Origin of the sequence: Psychromarinibacter sediminicola (assembly GCF_029168335.1) — a bacterium.
Classification (GTDB): domain Bacteria; phylum Pseudomonadota; class Alphaproteobacteria; order Rhodobacterales; family Rhodobacteraceae; genus Psychromarinibacter; species Psychromarinibacter sediminicola.
This window is the reverse complement of sequence record NZ_JARGYC010000080.1, coordinates 1-19,631: the sequence shown is the minus strand read 5'-3', so window position 1 is coordinate 19,631 and position 19,631 is coordinate 1. Positions and strand designations below refer to the sequence as shown.

Annotated in this window: 22 protein-coding genes and 2 pseudogenes; 14 read left to right on the top strand and 10 right to left on the bottom strand. The window is 64.5% G+C overall.

Going from position 1 to position 19,631, the window contains the following annotated elements; translation table 11 throughout:
- Nucleotides 1-95: 95 nt before the first annotated feature.
- The 10 genes and pseudogenes from P1J78_RS20925 to P1J78_RS20880 form a co-directional block, all read right to left on the bottom strand.
- A pseudogene (locus P1J78_RS20925) lies at nucleotides 96-212 on the bottom strand (serine dehydratase beta chain); the annotation flags it as partial.
- Nucleotides 213-242: 30 nt separating this feature from the next.
- Nucleotides 243-1,325 carry an S-methyl thiohydantoin desulfurase family protein gene (locus tag P1J78_RS20920; RefSeq protein WP_275569339.1) on the bottom strand — a complete coding sequence of 361 codons (1,083 nt, stop codon included), beginning with the start codon at nucleotides 1,323-1,325 and terminating at the stop codon, nucleotides 243-245.
- Nucleotides 1,326-1,338: 13 nt separating this feature from the next.
- A complete protein-coding gene (locus tag P1J78_RS20915; protein ID WP_275569338.1) occupies nucleotides 1,339-2,877 on the bottom strand; it encodes a hydantoinase/oxoprolinase N-terminal domain-containing protein in 1,539 nt (512 codons plus the stop codon).
- A gap of 22 nt (nucleotides 2,878-2,899) precedes the next feature.
- Entirely contained in the window at nucleotides 2,900-3,946 is a 1,047-nt protein-coding gene (locus P1J78_RS20910) for an ABC transporter ATP-binding protein (protein WP_275569337.1), read from the bottom strand.
- Between the two features lie 54 nt (nucleotides 3,947-4,000).
- Nucleotides 4,001-5,110: a twin-arginine translocation signal domain-containing protein gene (locus P1J78_RS20905; RefSeq protein ID WP_275569336.1), complete on the bottom strand. Its 1,110-nt coding sequence runs from the start codon at nucleotides 5,108-5,110 to the stop codon at nucleotides 4,001-4,003.
- Between the two features lie 36 nt (nucleotides 5,111-5,146).
- On the bottom strand, nucleotides 5,147-5,929 hold the full coding sequence (locus P1J78_RS20900) for an ABC transporter permease (protein WP_275569335.1): 783 nt from the start codon (nucleotides 5,927-5,929) through the stop codon (nucleotides 5,147-5,149).
- Between the two features lie 23 nt (nucleotides 5,930-5,952).
- On the bottom strand, nucleotides 5,953-6,867 hold the full coding sequence (locus P1J78_RS20895) for an ABC transporter permease (protein ID WP_275569334.1): 915 nt from the start codon (nucleotides 6,865-6,867) through the stop codon (nucleotides 5,953-5,955).
- Complete coding sequence (locus P1J78_RS20890; protein WP_275569333.1) at nucleotides 6,864-7,628, bottom strand: aspartate/glutamate racemase family protein; 765 nt, start codon at nucleotides 7,626-7,628, stop codon at nucleotides 6,864-6,866. The genes P1J78_RS20895 and P1J78_RS20890 overlap by 4 nt, the downstream gene beginning before the upstream one ends.
- Before the next feature lie 74 nt (nucleotides 7,629-7,702).
- Nucleotides 7,703-9,232, bottom strand: a complete 1,530-nt coding sequence (locus P1J78_RS20885) for a LuxR C-terminal-related transcriptional regulator (protein ID WP_275569332.1) — start codon at nucleotides 9,230-9,232, stop codon at nucleotides 7,703-7,705.
- Between the two features lie 352 nt (nucleotides 9,233-9,584).
- Nucleotides 9,585-9,932 (bottom strand): hypothetical protein, encoded by a 348-nt coding sequence (locus P1J78_RS20880; protein WP_275569331.1) that lies wholly within the window; start codon nucleotides 9,930-9,932, stop codon nucleotides 9,585-9,587.
- Nucleotides 9,933-10,253: 321 nt separating this feature from the next.
- Between P1J78_RS20880 and P1J78_RS20875 the strand changes: the two genes are divergently transcribed.
- The 14 genes and pseudogenes from P1J78_RS20875 to P1J78_RS20810 form a co-directional block, all read left to right on the top strand.
- On the top strand, nucleotides 10,254-10,826 hold the full coding sequence (locus P1J78_RS20875) for a hypothetical protein (protein ID WP_275569330.1): 573 nt from the start codon (nucleotides 10,254-10,256) through the stop codon (nucleotides 10,824-10,826).
- A 69-nt stretch (nucleotides 10,827-10,895) separates the two neighbouring features.
- Nucleotides 10,896-11,653, top strand: a protein-coding gene (locus P1J78_RS20870) for an IS5 family transposase (RefSeq protein WP_275569329.1) whose coding sequence is annotated in 2 segments (ribosomal slippage) — nucleotides 10,896-11,217 and nucleotides 11,217-11,653 — 759 coding nt in all. Because the reading frame shifts where the segments join, the coding sequence is not laid out codon by codon here.
- Between the two features lie 223 nt (nucleotides 11,654-11,876).
- Nucleotides 11,877-12,182: a hypothetical protein gene (locus P1J78_RS20865; protein ID WP_275569328.1), complete on the top strand. Its 306-nt coding sequence runs from the start codon at nucleotides 11,877-11,879 to the stop codon at nucleotides 12,180-12,182.
- Nucleotides 12,183-12,963: 781 nt separating this feature from the next.
- Entirely contained in the window at nucleotides 12,964-13,383 is a 420-nt protein-coding gene (locus P1J78_RS20860) for a hypothetical protein (protein ID WP_275569327.1), read from the top strand.
- The gene (locus P1J78_RS20855; RefSeq protein ID WP_275569326.1) at nucleotides 13,380-13,640 is read left to right on the top strand and encodes a hypothetical protein; all 261 of its coding nucleotides are present in this window, start codon (nucleotides 13,380-13,382) and stop codon (nucleotides 13,638-13,640) included. Before P1J78_RS20860 ends, P1J78_RS20855 begins: the two co-directional genes overlap by 4 nt.
- A complete protein-coding gene (locus P1J78_RS20850) occupies nucleotides 13,637-13,993 on the top strand; it encodes a hypothetical protein (protein ID WP_275569325.1) in 357 nt (118 codons plus the stop codon). Before P1J78_RS20855 ends, P1J78_RS20850 begins: the two co-directional genes overlap by 4 nt.
- On the top strand, nucleotides 13,986-14,336 hold the full coding sequence (locus tag P1J78_RS20845) for a hypothetical protein (RefSeq protein ID WP_275569324.1): 351 nt from the start codon (nucleotides 13,986-13,988) through the stop codon (nucleotides 14,334-14,336). The genes P1J78_RS20850 and P1J78_RS20845 overlap by 8 nt, the downstream gene beginning before the upstream one ends.
- Nucleotides 14,326-14,667 (top strand): hypothetical protein, encoded by a 342-nt coding sequence (locus tag P1J78_RS20840; protein WP_275569323.1) that lies wholly within the window; start codon nucleotides 14,326-14,328, stop codon nucleotides 14,665-14,667. Before P1J78_RS20845 ends, P1J78_RS20840 begins: the two co-directional genes overlap by 11 nt.
- The gene (locus tag P1J78_RS20835; protein ID WP_275569322.1) at nucleotides 14,655-15,659 is read left to right on the top strand and encodes an AraC family transcriptional regulator; all 1,005 of its coding nucleotides are present in this window, start codon (nucleotides 14,655-14,657) and stop codon (nucleotides 15,657-15,659) included. Before P1J78_RS20840 ends, P1J78_RS20835 begins: the two co-directional genes overlap by 13 nt.
- A 108-nt stretch (nucleotides 15,660-15,767) precedes the next feature.
- Complete coding sequence (locus tag P1J78_RS20830) at nucleotides 15,768-16,595, top strand: NAD(P)H-binding protein (RefSeq protein WP_275569321.1); 828 nt, start codon at nucleotides 15,768-15,770, stop codon at nucleotides 16,593-16,595.
- Between the two features lie 36 nt (nucleotides 16,596-16,631).
- Entirely contained in the window at nucleotides 16,632-17,045 is a 414-nt protein-coding gene (locus P1J78_RS20825) for a DUF4345 domain-containing protein (protein ID WP_309568145.1), read from the top strand.
- A gap of 62 nt (nucleotides 17,046-17,107) precedes the next feature.
- Nucleotides 17,108-17,479: an anthrone oxygenase family protein gene (locus P1J78_RS20820; protein WP_275569319.1), complete on the top strand. Its 372-nt coding sequence runs from the start codon at nucleotides 17,108-17,110 to the stop codon at nucleotides 17,477-17,479.
- Between the two features lie 107 nt (nucleotides 17,480-17,586).
- A complete protein-coding gene (gene ilvD / locus P1J78_RS20815; protein ID WP_275569318.1) occupies nucleotides 17,587-19,350 on the top strand; it encodes a dihydroxy-acid dehydratase in 1,764 nt (587 codons plus the stop codon).
- A gap of 29 nt (nucleotides 19,351-19,379) precedes the next feature.
- Nucleotides 19,380-19,541: pseudogene (locus P1J78_RS20810) on the top strand (ATP-binding protein); the annotation flags it as partial.
- Nucleotides 19,542-19,631: the final 90 nt, after the last annotated feature.

Below are 19,631 nucleotides of genomic sequence, written 5' to 3'. Positions count from 1 at the left end.
GTACGTCGCCATCCATGAGACACCTCCTGCTGTGCAGGTGTCACCTCGGACGAAAAGGTGCCTCAAACAACGAGGGTGATGGCCCGGCGCTTACCGAAGAGCTGGCCGCGCAGGTGGTCGAGAAACCGCCCAGCCGCCAGCATCGGGCCCATGGTGTGCGAAGATGACGGGCCAATACCGATCTTGAATATGTCGAATACCGAGACGAACACAGGATCTCCCCCGATCACTCTCCTGCTGCGTCAGCCCGCGAGCGGAACGTAGGCCTCCTCGAGCCCGAAGGCTTCGGGGCCAAACTGCTTCAGCGCGGCGGGGGTGCGCATGATCGGCGGCACGCCGACCGCCACGACCGCCACGCGCTGGCCGTAGCGCAGGGTCTCGTTGGTGATAGGCACCGCCGTCTCGGCATCGAGCACCGTGATGATGTCTGGCACCACTGCGAGCAGCGCGCCATCGGCCTTGGCGCAGAGGTTCTCGTTCTGGAAGGTGATGGTGCAATGCGCGCCGGTCCCGCTGTCGGGCGCGATGGTCACGGCGCCGAGCGTGAAACCGCGGCTGGTCTGCCGGTCGAGATCGACGACCTTGCCGGAAAAGATGCGCTTGGCCCTGCCGTAGCTCGTGGTCGCGATGAAGGCCTCGAGTTCCTCGAAGGGATCGTGCTTCTCGCGGCGCGAGGTGCGGATGATCCGTCCGATGCTGCGGGCAAGGCTAAGCGTGTGCTTCACCGAGGCACGCTTTACCTCTGCCCCCGACATCGGATAATTGGCGAAATACGCGGTGCCGCCCATGCGGATCGTGATGCCTCGGGCGATCCACTCCATGCGGTGGTTGTCCTCGGTGCGGATGGTAGCGAAATCGCCCTTCTCGTCGGCGATCCCCAAAGGCGTACCCGCCACGCCCTCGATGGCGAAGGTCTCCATCTGCAGCTCGGGAAAGGCGCGGCCCTGGCCGTCCGCGTCGACCACGGGAACGCCGAGACGCGCGCCGACGAAGAGGGGGATGGTCGAGTTGATCCCGCCGACCTCGGTGGGCATGGTCGCGGCGGCCTTTCGGCCGAGCGCCGCCTCGACTGCGCGCAGCGCCAGGATTGGTTCCTCGCCGGAGGGGATCTTCTCCAGGAGGACGGTAGGCGCGCCCATCATCGCGGTCGGGATGACGAGGTCGTCGTCAGGCAGATGGTCGGGATCGAGGATCTCGATCCGGCGCCCCGCCATGAGTTCCTCCTTGACCATCAAGCCGCCAATATAGGGATCGCCCCCGCCGCCTGCGCCCAGAAAGGCCGCGCCCGTGCAAAGATCATCGACGTCTTCCAGCTTCAGTTCCATTGCTCGTCATCCTTCAAACGGGCAGATCGCCGACCGCCTTGACGCGGAGGCGCGAGGGGTTTCCGGGCAGGTAGCTGATCGGCACCTGCTCGACCTCGATGATTTCCACGCTTTCCGCGATGGCGCCGGCCGCGACTGCGTTGCGGCAAGCCTCGGAGCGGGCGTCGTCGAGGATCCGCTCGCGGTTGGCCTCGGTGATGGCGATGACGCGCTCGACCTCACCGGCGACCTGCGCAATCGCGGCTCCGACCGCGTTGGCCACCGAAGAATACTCAGGCCGTAGTACCTCCAAGGCGCTTTCCACGTGCCAGTCGACCAGAATGGAGCCGCCGCCGACAACCAGAAGCGGGAGATCCCGCGCCTCGGTCTTCATGCGTTCCACGTTGCTTCCTATCAGGCGCTGCATCTCGGCACGCGCGGCGCGGATGGTCGCGGCGTCGACCGCGGTCACGAGTGACGGATCACCGACCTCGGCCCAGCCGCCGGCCACCGCTATATCCGTGGCAGTCAGCGTATCGCCGCCGAAGCAGAGCGCGCGACGCGTCAGCTCGTAGCCCACGGAGTCTGGCCCGAGCCGCGTTCCGCCGTCCCGCACAATCGATCCGCCCCCGAGCCCCACTGCCAGCACATCGGGCATCCGAAAGTTGGTCTTGACGCCGCCCACATCCACGAAATGGGTGGACTGGCGCGGGAAGCCCTTGCGCAGCATGCCGATATCGGAGGTTGTGCCGCCAATGTCGACGACCATCGCGTCCGCGATTCCAGCCAGATGCACCGCGCCGCGCATTGAGTTCGTGGGCCCCGAGGCGAATGTCAGTACCGGGTAGCGCTCGACATCCTCCACCCGCATCAGCGTACCGTCGTTCTGGCTGATGAAGAGCGGCACGGCGAGCCCGAGCTCGTCGAGCGCGTTGCGGAAAGCAATCACTACCCGCACCGCCAGATCGGCCAGCGAGGCATTGATGATCGTCGAGTTCTCGCGCGGCAGCAGGCCGAACTGGCCGAGCTCCGAGCTGAGCGAGACGGCAATGCCCGGCGCCTCTGTCTGGATGATCTCTGCCGCGCGGCGCTCCATCTCGCCGTTCATCGGTGAAAATACCGACGTGACGGCTGCGGCCCTCAGGCCCTGCCTTGCCCACCCGCGGGCGGTCTCCGCCACGGCCGTTTCATCGAGCGGTGCGATTTCGCGCCCGTCAAACTCGTAGCCACCGCCGACCAGCCTGGTGTTCCGGCCGACCGCGTCGACGAGCTCGGCCGGCCAGTCGGTGAGCGGCGGGATCGCCGAAGTCGCCGGCAGGCACAGCCGGATCACGCCCACCGGCAGCAGCGCGCGGCGCTCGATTACCGCGTTTGTGAACTGGGTGGTACCGATCATCACGCAGTCGATGTCAGTTGGAGACGCGTTCGCGCTCGCCATCGCGGCCTTGATCGCGGCGACGATGCCGGACTGCACATCGAAGGTGGTCGGTGTCTTCTTCCAGCCGGCGACGCCCTGCGCCCCCATCACGACGGCATCGGTATTAGTGCCGCCCACGTCCACGCCGATCTTCATGGCTGTCGTCCTTCCCCCGGGATTAGCGCAGCACGACGCCGCTTTCCGGCCGCCAGTAGAGCGAGACGTCCGCGCCCGGGGGCAACTGAGCCAGATCGGGCCGGTTCGGCACCTCGACCGTCAGACGCTGTCCCATGGTCTCTACGAGATAGCGGCGCAGGGACCCCTGGTAGACTTCGTCCGCGACACGGCCCTTCAGCATCGGCGCCTCATCCGCGAAGACCGGCTCCAGACGGATCTGCTCGGGGCGCACGAGGAGTGCAACCTCCGCATCTGTCGGGCCCTCGGCTCCCGACACGGGCACAGCTGTATCTCCGATCGCCACGTGGTCTCGGCCCATCCGGCCCGAAAGCAGGTTCGACTCCCCGATGAACTCGGCGATGAACCGTGAGTTGGGGTGCTCGTAGATCTCGACCGGCGTACCAACCTGCAACACCTGCCCCTGGTTCATCACGGCGATCCGATCCGACATCGTCAGCGCCTCAGACTGGTCGTGCGTGACATAGATCGTGGTGATGCCAACCGATTTCTGGATGTTCTTGATCCAGAATTTCATCTCTTCGCGCATCTTCTTGTCTAGCGCCGAAAGGGGCTCGTCCAAAAGCAGGATTTCCGGTTCGATCACCAGCAGCCGTGCCAGCGCGACGCGCTGTTTCTGACCGCCGGAGAGCTCACGTTCGTAGCGCTCGCCGTAGCCGGAGAGACCCACCTGTTCGAGAGCAGCGTCGACCTTCCGTTTTATTATCGCACGATCCTCGCCACGCTCGACCAGCCCAAACGCGATGTTGTCGAAGACGTTCATGTGCGGAAAGATCGCGTAGTTCTGGAAGACTATACCGATGTCGCGGCCTTCCGGCGGCAGGTGTGTGATATCACGGCCATGGACATGGATCGCGCCGGTCGAGGGCGCAATGAAGCCCGCCAGCATCCGAAGGGTCGTCGACTTGCCGCAGCCCGAGGGCCCCAGAAGCGAGAAGAACTCGCCCTGCCTAACATCGAGATTCAGTTCCTCGACCGCAACGGTCCGGCCGAACGCCTTCGTCACGCCAAAGAATTCCACAAAGGACATCGAACTCCTCCAGTATTCTTCGACGGGCCGGCGCTGCCGGCCCGCCACTTCCCGTCAAAGACCGAAGATCTGGTTCAGCCGATCAGTGATCTCGAGCTTGTTCTCGACGAAAAAATCCCAGTCCGGCACCCAGAAGGCCTCCACCGCATCGGCGGTGTTCTCGACGCCTTCCTCGGCCAGCTGGTCGGTGATCTTCGCCTCCGAGTTGGTCGGCCGCCAGAGGAACTCATCTCCGAAGGCGTTCAGGAACTCGGGACTGAGCGTCCGGTTCAGCAGCGCGAAGGCCAGCTTCTTCTGCACCGGATCCGAGTAGCGGCTGATCGTCTTTGTCTGAGTCAGGATCGGCCGACTGTCCCAGAGCCAGACATCCATCGGCACACCCTTGCGCTTCAATGAGAGTGCCTCGCCTTCGATATGGACCGCGATGTCGACCTCGCCCCGCTCGATCAGCGAGAGCATGTTGAAGGTGAACTCGGAGATCTTCATCGGCATGGCGTCTTCCAGTGCCTGGAAGGCGGCCTGCATGTCGTACTGGTCCTCGCCGAACTCCTTCGCGGTCGCCATGAAGAAGGCATGCATCAGGCCGTTCTCGGTACCATAGGCGCCGCGCTTGTTAGAGAACCGCGGCTCCCAGAAGGCGCGGAAGTTGTCGACCGGACCGCCCTCTGTGTCGGTCCGATAAGCGTAGACGTAGGGCATGTAGGCCCAGGTGACGCCGGCGCCCGACGCGAAAGCGAAATCCCAGCAGTTGTCGGCGTTAGGGACGTTTTCGCGGATCTCTTCGACAGTCAGAAAGAAGTCGCCGGCCTGCTTGGTCTGTGTCAGGTTTGGCAGGTTCCAGTTGCAAATGTCGAAGACGGGGTTCTGCGCTCCTTGCGTCACGAATTTCGGGAACCAGGGGAACGAGCTGTCCCAGTTGACCGTGCAATTGAAGTCCTTCTCGAAGTCGTCAGTTAGCGCCTGCCGGACGAACTCCTCCCAGCCGCCGCCCCATTCGCCGACGTTCAGTGTCGCGCCTTCGGCGTCGAAGACGCCGCCGTCGTAGCTCACGTCCTGCGCCCAGGCATGATTGATGAAAGGCGTGGGCAAGATCGTCGCCGCTCCGAGGGCTGCACCGCCTTTCAGAAGCGTGCGTCGCGTGGGGGTCTGTCTTGTCCTTGTCATGATCGAGTCTCCCTGTTGGTTTCGGACATGCGGCGTTCAGTCTTGCTGACGTTCCAGAAGGCGTCGGATATTGACGAGCCGGTTCGTCAGAAGCACTGAGGCGGTCACGAGAGTGATGGCGAAGATCCCCGCTGCGGCCGCAGAGGGGTCGAACTTGTAGCGCAGCGAGTTGTACATCGCGATCGGCAGCGGCTCGGAGTTGGGCGCCGAGAGGAAGAGCGAGACCTCGAACTGCCCGAAGCTCACGATAAAGGCGAAGATCGAGCCGGCCTGGATGCCCTGGCCGATATTGGGCAGCGTCACCTTGCGGAAGGCGCGCCAGGGCGAGGCGCCGAGCGAGCGCGCCGCCTCCTCGAGCGAGACGTCGTAGGCGGCGAGCGCCGCGCCGACGGTGCCGATCACGTATGGCGTCGAATACAGGATGTGCCCGATCCAGAGTCCCCAGATCGTGCGCGAGATGCCCATGTTAGTGGCGATGAAGAACGCGAAGAGCGAGTAGCCTATCACCACGCCCGGCAGGACCACGGGCGAGAGGAAGAAGGCCCGCATCGCGTTCCGGCCCACCATCCGCGTCCGGCTGAGGAAAAGCGCGGCGGCGGTGCCGAGAACGGTCGCCACCACCATCGTCATCAGCGCGAGGCGGAAGGAGAAGAAGAAGGCAGAGAGGTATTTCTCGGACTGCAAGAAGGCGGCGATCCAGCGCAGGCTCAGCCCCTCGGGTGGAAAGGTCAGGAACTCACCCGCCGTCAGGCCGGCCAGCACCACGACGAAGATCGGAAACAGCATGTAGGCAAAGCCCGCGATCGCCAGGATCAGCATAGGAAGGGAAATGCGGCGTTCCATCAAGTCAGCCCTCCCGAGCGGCGGGTGCCCACCTTGAGATAGATCGCGACCGCGCCAGCGCTGAGCAGGAACAGGATCGCCGCGATGGTCGCGCCGAACTGGAAGCGGGCGCCTTCGGCGACCTGCTGGAAGATGTGGATCGGCAGAACCCCCACGCGGAACCCGCCCATCAGCGCCGGCACAATGTAGGACGAGATCGACAGCGCGAATACGAGGAGCGAGCCCGACAGGATCCCCGGCATGGACATCGGCAGCGTCACCCGGAAGAAGGCGCGCCGGCGCGACGCACCGAGCGAGCGCGCCGCTTCCTCGAGGCTGGGGTCGATGCCGCGGATGACACCCATCAGCGTGAGGATCATGAAGGGCAGGGAGAACTGGACCAGTCCCAGCACCACTCCGAGGAAATTGTACATCAGCTGAACCGGGTCTTCCGGCCCGATCAGGCCCAGGCCCATCAGCATCTGATTGATGAGCCCGTTGTCGCCGAGGATCACCATCATCCCATAAAGCCGGATGACCATGTCGAGTTGCATCGCCGCCAGGACGAGGATCAAGAGCGCGGTGTTCCGGCCCGGATGCTCTGTATTGGCGATAACGAAGGCCATCGGATAGGCGACGACGAGTGTCACCGCGGCCACCACCACCCCAAGCAGGACCGAACGCCCGGCCGCCATCAGGTAGTTCGAGCGGCTGAAGAAGCGCAGGTAGTTCTCGAGCGTGAACTCCGCCGTGACAGATACCTGCCCGATGGCAGGCGGGTTGAAGGAGGTGGCGAAGATCAGCCCTACCGGGATCACAAAGAAGATCACGAAGAAGATGATCAGCGGGACCACCAATAGCCACTTGAAATGGCTCTGCTGCAGTCCGAGCCTGCCAAGCCGCGGCGGGGCCTGGGTCGTCGCGGCTTCAGTCATTCGCCCTCTCCGGAATTGACCGCCGCCTCGAGCGCGGGCCAGCCGGAAAACCCGGCGACAGGCTTGCGCTCGGGCACGGGGTGGTCGCCTGCCTCCCGTTGCACCTCTCCCTTCACAACAGCGGCGGCGAGGCGGACCGCGTAAGGCAGCGGATCGATGACAGGCGCCCCATCCAGCGCCCTGGAGACCCCGGCGCCGAAGCCCAGCATCCCCGTGCAGCCGAAGACGATGGCATCGGCGCCGTCCTCCTCCAGCGCGGCGCGCGCTTCCCGGATACTGGCCAAGATGGCAGACTCCTTATCGCGGTCTAGCTCCAGCACCGGCACGCCGATACCTCGCACAGAGGCAAGATCGGCGGCGAGGCCGTGACGCCGGGCCAAGGACCGGAAGAGCGGAGCCTGCCGCTGCAAGACGGTCACGACGGAGAACCGCCCATGCTCCGCCGCGGCGGCAATCCCCGCCTCGCCACACCCAATCACCGGGATCGAGACGGCCTCGCGCGCCGCCTCGATCCCGGGGTCGAGCATGCAGTCGATCACCAGCGCGTCGGCGCCGTCCTGTTCGGCGCGGATCGCGGCATCGACAACTCCGGGCGCGGCCAGCACCTCATCTACCGCGGACTCGACCGAGGCCGGGCCCTTATCGAGAAAGCCTGAGGTCACCTCGCAGAGCCTGTCGATCGCCTCGTGAAGGGCGCTGTCATCCCGGAAGCCCTCCGAGATGATTGGCGTGATGATGTGAACTCGGCATGTGCTTCCCATCTTCCGGCAGCCCTTTCTGCTTCAAACGAGAATGCGGCAGAGCTCAGGTGCCCATCGACTACCCGATCGGGTGGTTAATGGTCGAGAAGCCCAGGATCGCGGGCGCGCTGGACGGCGCGGCCGCGGTTGTCGGCACCGAGATCACGGAAGATCTCCTTGAGATGGTATTTCACCGTGTTGGTGGTCACACCCATGATTCGCGCGATTTCCTTGTTGGAGTGGCCGACGGCCATAAGCTCCAGATACCGCCGGCGGAGATCGGCAGCGCCGGCTCGTCTCTGGCCCTTGCCTGCCCAGGCACTGGTCGCCCAATGGTGCATCATCTCGCTCAGGCGCCTTCGCTGCGCGGGTGTCGGTGGAACCGAGACGTGATCGCCGTCCAGCGCCGCCTGCACGATGACCGCCATTTCCGGGCCTTCGTCCAGGATGAACCGGCAGAAGGGCTGATCGCCGAGCAGCCGGATCGCGCTCAGAAGGCTCGACGTCGCGTCGACCCGGCTGCCGAGGCCCCAGTGGGCGGCGGCGGCGATGACCCGGAGCTTGGCGAGCGCCAGCAGCTGGCCGCGGCGGATCGCCAGATCCTCTGCCGGCGCGATGAACTCCAGCGCCTCTCGCGCACGCCGCGTCCGCACCATCAGTCGCGCTACCGCCACGAAGGTGGTCCCCTGCCGGAAGGCTAGGTCGTCGCTCTCCTCGAGGCGGGTGCGGTCGGTGGAGAGCCCGATCTCGGTCAGCAGCCGCGCCGCCGAGCGCGTCTCGTTCGAGAGAGTCAGCGCCCGGAGGCGCTCGATCTGCATCAGGCGGAAGAGCCGCGGCATGCCGCGGTCCCGGGCGATCTGCTCGCCGTGGGACAGCGCCTCCAGCGCGCCGGGCAGACCGGACTCGGAGAAGGCCAGCCGCGTGTTCACCCGGTAGGCGGCCGTGAGGATGTCGAACCAGGCATCCCTATGCTCGACGAGAGCGAAGGCCGTGGCGCAGAGCCTCGAGGCCTCATGAAGATCGTTTGCCTCGTAGGCGACCTCGGCTCGGAGGATCCGCGCCACCGCGATCAGCCATTGCGCCTGCCCCGGCATCTCGCTCAGGTTCTTCTCCATGCTCTGAAGCACCTCCCCCGCGCCGAGCAGATCGCCGCGCATGAGCCGGATCTGCGCAAGATGGGTATGCAGGTGCAGAGCGCCGAACTCGCCGTCTCCCTGCCTGTAGAGCTGGATCGCCTGTTCCGCGCATTTTTGCGCCTGGTCGAAATCCCCCATCTGGAGTGCGATGTTGCAGAGCAGATTGCTGGCCAGCGCCTTCCCAATGAAGTCATGGTCGGGCAGCTGCACCCGGGCCCCTTCCAGTCGCTCTACAGTCGCGTCGTCGAAGGGCCGGTCTTCGTAAACGGACAGGTGGATGTCGACGAGCACGAGGTCCGCGGCCAGCGTGCCGCCCGCCGAAGCTTCTGCCAAATCGTCGTGCCACAGGTCGAAATCGCGGCGGGCGCGGTCGATATCGCCGCTCTTCGCCTCCGCGAAAATGATGCCGAGGATGGCCTCTGGAAACCGCTGAACCGTATTCCTGTTGAGCCGATACGCGATCCCTCGCAAGTCCGAGGCAAATAGCATGAAGTAGCGCCAGCCACCGTGCGACTCGATGAGCTCAAGCGAAATCTGGGCGATATGTCCGCTCCCCCTGTTGCATCAACCAGCCTGCGCCGATCCTACGAAGGGCTTCCGAGATGCACCACTCCAAATCTAGCCGCGGTCTGACACACTCAAGCCGGCCTGAAGCGCCCCGACTTGCCCGGAGGGCTGTCCGTCGTCAGACAATCCTCTCCTCGGCCGAGTACTGCTTGCGCGTCTTGCGCCGGATACCCTTGACCAGCTTGTCAGCCGCATCTTTCGAGGTCCCGGATTTCTTGTTCATCTTCGCTCCTTGGTGGCTGCGATGAACCAGAAATCCTCCGCCACGAAAATCTCAAATCTGTCCCAAAGGCGCTGACGTCAGACAGGTATCACCTTCGGGCTGCCTCATGTGCTGGCATATGTGAGCGAGCCACCCCCGCTTCTTCGCGGCCTTATAAGCATGGGGATGGTCGCGTGCGAACTCAGCTCGGGTACTATATTTCTGGGCCTCTTCCTTGAGCCGTTCCTTGGTCCATTTTTCTCGGCCGTCGGGGTAACCGACAAATATCTCTGGCAACCAACCCTTCCTCTGGGCCCTTCTATATGCCGCGGGGTTCTCTTTCCTGAATTGGGACTTGTTGTTGTAGTTCGAGGCGAGTTTCTGGACCTGCTCGAAGGACATGGTTCCGGCCGTGGTCATGGGTCTGGTTCTCCTGCTTTCTAACCTGGGAAATTAGTATCAGGCTGAACCCAAATTTCCCACCCATTTTTCAATTTTTTTCCATTAACAACAATGGCTTAATCTGATGCTACCCCTAGGACTACCCCCCAAAAAAAGGTACGTATGGTGCAAGCCAAGCGGCGGGCCGGGGCCAAGCCCCTGCCTCTAGACCGAAGGCCCAAAGCCCGGACCCCGTCCGAAGTGTGCGTATCACGCAGTGAGCCACACAACAGGGAAGGTGTGTCCAAAATTCGAAACCGGACAAAATTTTGTCCACGCCACGACGGAAGGAAGCGAAAGATGGGATACGAAGTCAGCAAGGAAGCCAAGACGCTGGTCAACACGGCGAAAGGCGAGTTCGGCAAGGCCAGCGTGGCGCTGGTCAAGGCGGCCACGGGGTTGGCGCTGGCGCTGCAGAATGAGCGCGTTGCGGCGCTGGCCATTCCGGCGGCCCGGCGGCCCAAGATCGGCGAGATCAAGGAAGCGATCCGGGCCGAATTCGGGGGGCTGGAAAAGGAAGGCAACCGGCAGGCATACGACCTCTGCTCGCTCGCCTTCCGGGTCCACGCCAAGTTGGACAAGGAAGCGGAAAGCGTGCTTTCCGAAGCGGTCGCCAAAGGTGTCGATTGGACCGAGGGGCAGGTTTCGGCCCTCGCTGGGCGCCGCACGGTCGACGCTTGGAAAGCGTGGGTGATGGGCGAGAAGACCAAGCCGGTCGAGAAGCCGGCCGGCGAGAAGGTCATGGCCTATCTGGCCAAGCATGGCGAGAGCCTGACGGATGACGACATGGCCGCGCTGGCCAAGTGGGTTCGCGAGGAAACGGCCAAGCGCAAGCGGCTGGCCGAGGAAGTCGCGGAAGCCAACGCCGCCTAGGTGCTGTCTGCAATTGGGGGATTCCCAGATCGGGTGAAGTCTGATTCAAGATCGAAAACGGAGGCGGTCTTGAGCAGACGAACCCTGACGGACGCGCAATACGCGCGCATTCAACCCTTGCTTCTCGGTCGGAAGGACCAGCCCGGCAGAACGGGGGCAGACAACCGGCTGTTTGTCGATGCAGTGCTTTGGCTGGCGCGAACAGCGGCGCCTTGGCGCGACCTTCCGCCCGAATTCGGTAAGTGGACCGGGGTGCATGCCCGCTTTCGCAGATGGGCGATGTCGGGGATTTGGGAACGCATTTTCAACGCCTTATCCGATGACCCCGACTTCGAATACGTCCTGATCGACAGCACTATCTGTAAAGCCCACGCCGACGCGACGGGCGCAAGGGGGGGACTCAGGCTCAGGGGATCGGACGCTCGCGCGGCGGTTTGACGACGAAGATTCATGCCAGTGTCGATGCGCTCGGCCTTCCGGTCCGGCTGGTGCCGACCGCCGGGCACCGAGGCGATTGCCCGCAGGCAGCGGCCCTCGTCGAAGGGTTGAAGGGTGTCGGCCATGTCGTCGCCGACGCCGCCTACGATGCTGGCCGGCTGCGCGACCTGATCGCCGACGACCTCGGCGCCGAGGCTCAAATCCAGGCCAACCCGTCCCGCGCGATCAAGCCACCGCTCGATCCCGACCTCTACGCAGAGCGCCACAAGGTCGAGAATTTCTTTCAGCGGATCAAGCGGTTCCGACGGATCGCCCTGCGCTGCGAGAAGACGCTCACGAGCTACATGGGCTTCGTATACCTCGTCTCCGCACTCGTTTGGTTAAGATGATTGCAGACAGCGCCTAGGGCCGGCATCGTCCGATCCCGAACCCGATCCAGCCTCTGGGTCGGGTTCGAAGCCGTGCCCGATCCAGCTTCTGGGTCGGGTTCGAAGCCGTGCCTGCCTGGGCGCGCGTGCGGCAGACCCCACCCCCTGAGAACCGCGAGAGACCGGAATTTGCGATTTTTCCGGACAGGCGGAGTGTGTCCAAAATCCAGAGGAGGACAAAATTATGGCCATCCAAATCCAGCGCTTCACGAACGCCGCATGGCGCGTGGTTCTGACCCTGCCCACGCTGAACGCCAAGCAGGAACAGGCGATCCGCTCCGCGGATTTCCCCTGCCGGGCGATCGACTGCACCGCGGACCGGGTTCTGGTTCGCAACAATGCGGCCCGGGCGATCCCGAAGCCGATCCCGAACAAGGGCGTCGATCGCCCGATGAGCTTCTCTCCGGCGAAGATCCCCGAGATCGCGCCCCCGAGCCGCGTCATGCGGACCCGGGTCGAGGGCACCTACCCGACTTTCTCAGACACCTGAACCCGCGTGGCGTGGGAGCGAACCAGAGCCCGCCTCCGTGGTGGGTTCTGGTTCGCAAATACGGAGGAATTGGCCATGCAACTCTTGGTAGTGTTAACACTCTTCACTGCAACCAGCCTTTTGGTCGTCTTCGCCGATGAGACCACGCGGGTATCGGTTCGAACCGTTCTGCACCGGGTTCTGGTTCGGGCCGGTTTTTGCCAGGAATAGCGGGCTGCGCCCGCAACCTAGCGTAAGTCGTTGATTTTTCTAGCTTTTTAAGTTTCTTTTCTTTCTTTTTCTACTTCTTCCCCCTCTTTCCAGAAAGAGAGAAGAGAGAAGAGAGAAGAGAGAAGGGGATTAGAAAGTGACTTGGAGGAGAAGTTTGTTCGGCTTCCTCAGGGATTTTGTCGGATTCCGGAAAAATTGTTATTTTTCCAGAAATAGTAAGAAATCTAGATCTGAGAAAACGAAACATCCTCCAAGTCACTTTTGCTCGCCTTCACGAACCCGAACCGGCCTCCGACCTTTCGATTTCCGGCAATCACACTTGCCCCTGCCCCTGAGTTGGGGGCACTACTCCCCTACATCCGATGGAGGATCATATGGACGACCTAGAACAAACCAAACGCAAACTCTGCCAGTGCTACGGGACTACCAAAAGCGGCGAACGCTGCCGCGGTAAGGCTCCGCCACTGCACTTCACCTGTCTCCAGCATCGCGGCCAGGAGCCCGCCGTCCAAGAAAAACTTGGGTATGAGAAGCCCAAACTCACCCCTTTCATCATCCGATAGAGGATCATATGGACACGACAATCCTGCGTCTCCTCAGAGACGAGGCCTGTGCATGGTGGGCCAACACGACCCCGAAGCATATCCGCGACTCTGTACGGCGCGACCTCGCCACAGTTCGGGATCTGCTTCGCACCCCCGGCGCCTACATCCATTGCGGCCGAGGCGGCACCAGCCTGCACGGCGAGAACACGACGATCAGCTGGCCCGGGCCTTTCGAGGCTTGGGGCACGGCCGTCGCACTGCGCAAGCTGGGCCTCCCGTTCATCGACACCAGAACGGTTCCCGACCCGTTCACGTTGGTGCGTCTGCCTCTGTGCTGCCCCGGCCGCGTCGATCCCGATCCCGAACCTGAAACACCCCTCAGCTACGTGAACCTTGACCGGTTCATCGAGCTCAATCGCCAATTGGGAGCCACGATCCACCAATGACCCCGAACCAGATCCAGAAGCTCGACCGTGATCCCAGTCTCAGCGACGCGCAAGCGGTCATCAACGCTGCCGTCAATGGCGACCTCCTGCACATCGACGGCGATTTCATCACCGCGCTGACCGACCTCGCTGACCATGGGCACACCACCTACCAGGGCACCGACATCCACAAGGTCCCAGGCGGATACTGCGTCGGGTCCGACCTGGTCGACTCCGCCATCACCGCACTCCTGCGTGCAGAAAGGATAGCCACATGAACCAGGACCAACACCATTTCGACACTGCCGTCCGCGGTGTGCTCTCCCAGGGCGGCCCCTCCGGCTCCCCTGGCTTCTGCAAGTACCGAGACGGCGACCGCCGCTGTGCGGTCGGCTGGCTGATCCCTGACGAGGCCTACGTCCCTATGATCGAGGGCTTCTCAGTCGCCGAGTACACCGTCTATCAACTCATCCCTGGCCCGAAGATCCCGAACGTGGCCCTGCTCAGTCAGCTGCAGTCCGCCCACGACAACGCAGCCAGCACCGACGACTTCATCACCGACTTCAAAAACCAGGCCCGCAACATCGCCAATGGCTTCGGCCTGAACACGGAGGTCCTCGACCATGTCTGACCAGAACCAACACCATTTCGACACCGCCTGCGCCGCCTTGATCCGTCAGGGCGTACCCTCCGGCTCCCCCAGCGGCTGCCTGTACCGCGACGGCGACCGCCGCTGTGCGGTCGGCTGGCTGATCCCTGATGAGAACTACGACCCCTCCATCGAGGGCGAGCCAGCGGACCAGATCGATCACCTGATCCCCGGACCGACAGACGCCGTGTTCCTGGAACGGCTGCAGAAGTGCCACGACAACGCGCCCAACTACCCCAGCAGCTTCATCAGCGAGTTCAAGAGAAGGGCGCGCCAACTGGCCGAAATCTTCGACCTGAACAAGGAGGTCCTCGATGCTGACTAATGAACTGATGAAGCTCCGCGAGACCACATCCGACGACGGCACCGAGCTCATCGCCGACACACTGCCTGAGGAACCGGACTCAGGGCCGGGAGTGACGCCGCGCGTGGGGCGGCCACGCGTGTGCAGCATGACCGGTTCGAGTCCAGAGCCGACCTTGATGAATTATGACCGGTATCCGTCGCGAAGGGCGGAGAACGGACTTTCGCTGCAGGTGCAGGTTGGATGCACGGTTTATCGAAAAGCGGACATCCCGTCCGCCGCGCGCATGGTTCCACCGCGAGCTTGGCTGTTCACCAAGCGGATCGTAGAATGCCGGACATGGGCTATGTGACGTCGCTCTTCGCGCGCAAGGTTGTCGCCGCGGCGGGCGGTGGGGTCGATGCTGCGGAGATGCTGGCCAGTATTGGGATAGACCCCGATGCGGCGTGGGATCCCGGACAGATGATCCCGGACGAGCGCTACTACGACATGCTCGAAAGGATCGCCGATCAGATCGATGTGACCGATCTGCCGGTGCGTACGGGCGCCTCCATGCGGCTGGACGAATACGGCGCGCTCGGGCTGGCCTTCAAGGCGGCGCCGACGCTCGGGGCATCATATTCGCGGGTGGAACGCTATGCGCGCCTGTGGACCAGCGTCGTCGAATACGAGCTGCGGCCGGCCGCGAGGGGTACCCTCTTCATCCTGCACCGTGCCGGGGAGCGGCGCCTCGGGATGCGGCTGTCGAGTGAGGCAACTCTGGCCAGCGCCGTGTCCATCGCGCGGCAGGTCTGCCCGGTGCCGCTCGCGCCGATGGAGGTGCTGGTCAATCATCCCGCTCCGCGCTCCAGCGCCGCGCACGAGCAGTGGTTCGGCTGTCCGGTGCGCTTCGACGCGGACCTCGACGCGATCCTCTATGACGACGAGACGCTGGCCCGGCCCAACATCCTCGGCGACGAGGGGATCTCACAATACCTCGCCACGCATCTCGACGCGGAACTGTCCGAGATCACCCGGGCGCCCGCGCTTGTCACGCAGGCCCAAGCCGCGATCGCCCAGGCCCTAAGCGAGGGGACGCCGAAGATGGCCGAGATCGCCCGCGGCCTCGGGCTGAGCGCGCGCTCCTTCCACCGGCGCCTCTCGGAGCACGGGCTCAGCTTCCAGGGCCTCACCGAGGAAACGCGCCGCGACCTCGCCGAGGGGCTCTTGCGCGACGAGAGCCATTCACTGGCCGAGATCGCGTTCCTCACCGGGTTCTCCGAGCAGAGCGCCTTTACCCGCGCGTTCAAGCGCTGGGTGGGCACGACGCCCGCGACCTATCGCAGGGACATGTCCCGCCGCTGACGGGCGCATTGGCGAGGTCGGTCAAAAGGCTGGCAAAGCTGGTCAATACCGCGCGGCACTCACGCGTCTATCCCTTGGCTACCGAAACCGAAGCCAAGGAGATATCCGATGCAAGACCAATCCATCCTCGTCATCGGCGCAACCGGCAAGACCGGCCGCCGCGTCGTCAGCCGCCTCGAAGCGCGGGGCCTGCCCGTGCGCCGCGGCTCGCGCAATTCCGCCACGCCCTTCGACTGGGAGGCGCCGGAAACCTGGGCGCCGGCCCTGCGCGGGGTCCGGGCGGCCTATGTCACCTACTTCCCCGACCTTGCCTTCCCCGGCGCCGTGGAAAAGCTTGAGTCCCTCTGCGAGACCGCTCGTGACGTGGGTGTCGAGCATCTCGTGCTTCTGTCGGGTCGCGGCGAGCATCACGCGCGGCTGGGTGAGGAGGTGGTGCGCAATTCCGGCGTCGACTTCACCATCGTCCGGGCCGCGTGGTTCGCGCAGAACTTCTCCGAAGGATACCTGCGCGACCCGGTCCTGGCCGGCGTCCTCCCGATGCCGGGCGGTGATGTCGCCGAGCCCATCATCGATATCGACGACATTGCCGAGGTCGCCGTCGCAGCGCTGACCGAAGAGGGACACAAGGGTGAACTATACGAGGTGACCGGCCCGCGGCTGATGACCTTCGCAGACATGGCGGCAGACATCTCGCGGGCCACCGGACGCGAGATCCGGCACATTCCCATCAGCTTCGAGGAGTTTCACGCGACCATCGCCGAGGCGGGCGGCAGCTTCGTCGCCGACGTCTTTACCGCCATCGCGCGCGAGACGCTGGACGGACGCAATGCCCACACGACGGACGGCGTGATGCGGGCGCTCGGCCGTGGCCCGCGCGACTTTGCCGACTTCGCCCGCGACACCGCCCGGACCGGCGCCTGGACAAGCGCTGCCTGAGACCCCCAAGGAAAGGAACACGACATGAGACCCACCATGTTCGAGAAGATCGCGCTCGGCCTCTCCGGCCTGACCGCGCTCGCCATCGGCGCCTGCATCCTGTTCGCGCCGCACGCCTTCTACGCCGGCTACGGCATCAAGCTCGGCGAGGACGCCAGCCTGCTGAGCGAATTGCGCGCGCCCGGCGCCGGTCTCGCCGGGTTCGGCGTCCTGATGCTGCTCGGCATCTGGCGGCAGGCGATCCTGTCGCTCGCCATAGCTGTGGCCCTGACGGTCTTCATCGCTTTCCCGGCCGGACGGCTGGTCGGGATCGCGATGGACGGGATGCCGTCCGGAAGCGTTATCGGCGCTCTTGTCCTCGAACTGGTGATCGCCGCGTTCTGCCTCGCGGCCTTCCGGAGACGCCTCTGGCAGCCTGCCGGCCTTTCCTCGGCACTACCCACGAACTGAACCCGTCGCGGCGGCATGGGTCCGACACTCCTGCCGCCGCCCCAATCCAAGGAGTCCTGACAATGTCCCCGTTTCTCCTCACTCTCTCTCACTTCGCCGTCCTCGCCTATGCGCTGGTCGGCGGCGTCTTCCTCGCTTTCTCGGATTTCATCATGCGCGCCCTGTCCGTGACCAGCGGCCACGGTGGCGCGGAGGCAATGCAGGCTATCAACCGAGAAGTGTTCCGCTGGGTCTTCATGACCCACTTCCTCGGACTGTCGCCAGTGTCTCTGCTCATCGCTGCCTGTGGCGCAATTGTCGTCGAGAACGGCCCGGGAATGGTGATGATGGTGGCCGGCCTTACCTATTTCCTGGGATGCTTCGGGGTAACGGTGGGCTTCAACGTGCCGATGAACGAGACTTTGGCGGGCATGGAGGCCTCGGCGAGCTCCTAGAGGCCGGCAACGCTGCGTGATCCAGAGCCGCCGCACTTGCCTGCGGCAACTTGTGACGCGCCGTACACTGTCCTAATGCTCCGCGTGAAAGTCCGGGAGAGATCACGATGCCAAGACGTTCGCACGACAAGTCCAGGCTACCCAGCCGTCATGTCACCGAGGGGCCCGACCGAGCGCCGCATCGGTCCTACTACTATGCCATGGGCCTCAGCGACGCCGAGATCCGGCAGCCCTTCGTCGGCGTCGCCACCTGCTGGAACGAGGCCGCGCCCTGCAACATCGCGCTGGGGCGCCAGGCGCAGGCCGTGAAGCTCGGCGTCAAGGCCGGCAGCGGCACGCCGCGCGAGTTCACCACCATCACCGTGACCGACGGCATCGCCATGGGCCACGAGGGCATGCGCTCCTCGCTCGCCAGCCGCGAGGCCATCGCGGACACGGTGGAACTGACCATGCGCGGCCACGGCTATGACGCGCTGGTGGGACTGGCCGGCTGCGACAAGTCCCTGCCGGGGATGATGATGGCCATGGTCCGACTCAACACGCCTTCGGTTTTCATCTACGGCGGCTCGATCCTGCCCGGCAAGGTCCCCGCCGGCGCCGACGTGCCCGAGGATTTCGCCACCCGCGACCTTACGGTTCAGGACATGTTCGAAGCCGTCGGCCGGCACCAGAACGGCAGCCTGTCGGACGCCGCGCTGACGATCCTCGAACGCGTCGCCTGCCCCTCGGCCGGCGCCTGCGGCGGGCAGTTCACCGCGAACACCATGGCCTGCGTGTCCGAGGCGATCGGCCTCGCGCTTCTCAATTCCTCCGGCCTGCCCGCACCCTACGAAAGCCGCGACCGCTATGCGGAAGCCTCGGGCGAAGCGGTCATGACGCTTCTGGAAAGGAACATCCGCGCCCGCGACGTCGTCACCCGCAAGAGCTTGGAAAACGCCGCGCGCGTGGTGGCCTGCACCGGCGGGTCCACGAACGCCGGGCTGCACCTGCCGGCCATCGCGCACGAGGCGGGGATCGACTTCTTCCTCGACGACGTCTGCGAGATCTTCCGCGACACCCCGTACTTCGTCGACCTCAAGCCCGGCGGGCAATACGTCGCCAAGGACCTCTCCGAAGCGGGCGGTGTGCCAGTGGTGATGAAGGAGCTTCGCAAGGCCGGCCTGCTCCACGAGGACTGCATCACCGCCTCGGGCGAAACCATCGGCGAGGCGCTCGACCGGATCGAGGGCGAGGCCGACGGCCGCGTGATCCACACGGTGGCGAACCCGATCACCCGGACCGGCGGCGTCGTGGGGCTGAAAGGCAACCTCGCCCCCGAAGGCGCCATCGTGAAGGTCGCGGGCATGTCAGAGGAAGAGCAGGTCTTCTCCGGCCCCGCCCGCGTCTTCGAATGCGAGGAGGACGCCTTCGCCGCCGTCAGGGCGCGCGAGTACGAACCCGGCGAAGTTATCGTCATTCGCAACGAGGGCCCCGCCGGCGGCCCCGGCATGCGCGAGATGCTGTCGACCACTGCGGCCCTAACAGGCCAGGGTATGGGCAAGAAGGTCGCCCTGATCACCGATGGCCGGTTCTCCGGCGCGACCCGCGGCTTCTGCGTGGGCCATGTCGGCCCCGAGGCGGCGCACGGCGGCCCCATCGCGCTGATCCGTACCGGCGACATGGTGACCATCGATGCGATCAGGGGCGAGCTTTCCGTCGCGCTGAGCGACGACGAACTGGCTGCGCGCAAGGTAGACTGGCCCGGCCCGCGCGAGACGATCTATGCCTCGGGGGCGCTCTGGAAATACGCCCAGACCGTCGGCGCCACTTACAAGGGCGCGGTCACGCACCCGGGCGGCAAGGCGGAAAAGCACGTCTACATGGACCTCTGAGACCGCCGCCCGGCGCTTAGTGGAGAAGCTTCGTGCCGCTGTCAAAGACCGGCGCCGAGTTGCTCTTCGAGGTTAACTCCCAACGCTACGAACGCGGCTCGATCGTCATTACTTCGAACCTGCCCTTCGACGAATGGACGGTGGTCTTCGGATCTGAGCGCCTCACTGGCGCCATCCTCGACCGCCTGTCCGCGCCCAGCGTCAGACGCCGTGACGACCCCGGGGACTGCCGTTCGATCATCTCCAGCGCCGCCTTCCGCTCGCCATGCCCGTCGGCGTGG